At 61.0% G+C, this 865-nt stretch carries 1 protein-coding gene; it reads left to right on the top strand.

Annotated elements, in window-relative coordinates; all coding sequences use genetic code 11:
* The first annotated feature begins 8 nt into the window (after positions 1-8).
* The gene (locus QZ271_RS14385; protein WP_291432629.1) at positions 9-848 is read left to right on the top strand and encodes an IS5 family transposase; all 840 of its coding nucleotides are present in this window, start codon (positions 9-11) and stop codon (positions 846-848) included.
* Positions 849-865: the final 17 nt, after the last annotated feature.

Raw genomic sequence — 865 nt, 5'->3', positions numbered from 1 at the left:
CTGCGTGAGTGAGCCACGACCGCCTTGAACGCCTCCGACAGCTGAACCGCACACGCTTCAAACGGCACACCGGGATCTACCCCGAAACCTTCGCCGAGATGGAACTCGTCCTGGACCAGCGAGAACGCTCCAAGAAAAAGTCCGGTCGACCCCCCGCCCTCAACACTGCGCAGCAACTCCTCCTTACCCTCGAATTCTGGCGGGAATACCGCACCTTCGCTCACCTCGGCCACGACTGGAACATTCACGAAACCACCGTGCAGCGCACGGTGGAACGCGTCGAAACCGCCCTGATCGGGAGCGGAGAGTTCCGACTTCCTGGCCGCAAGAGCCTCAAACAGGAAGAGAACGTCTTCCAGATCATCGCCGTGGATGCCGCTGAAACCCCGTGTGAACGACCGACCAGCCAACAACGCCGCTGGTACAGCGGCAAGAAGAAACGGCACACCCTGAAAACGCAGGTCGTGATCGACGTGTCCACCCGCATGATCCTGTGCGTCGCCACCGCCTTCGGGTCCATGCATGACCTCACCCTGTTCCGGCAGTCGGGCGTCCAAATCCATCCAGAGACGGCGCTGATCGGCGATGCCGGCTACCAGGGTATTCGGCGGCACCACGGTCACTCGGTGACACCGCACAAAGCGACGAAGAAAGCGCCGCTGACCCCTGAACAGCGTCAGCAGAACCGGGAACTGGCGTCGACCCGCCTGCGGGTCGAGCATGTCATTCGGTGTCTGAAGATTTTCCGCGTGCTGAAGGACATTTACCGTCACCGGAGGCGGCGCTTCTCTTTACGCGTCAACCTCATTGCGGCGGTGTGTAATCGCACCGTTGTCAACGTGGCGTGACTTTCGCAGGAGGTCTA

It is taken from the genome of Deinococcus sp. (genome assembly GCF_018260555.1).
GTDB lineage: Bacteria > Deinococcota > Deinococci > Deinococcales > Deinococcaceae > Deinococcus.
This window is presented reverse-complemented; position numbering and strand designations above follow the sequence as displayed.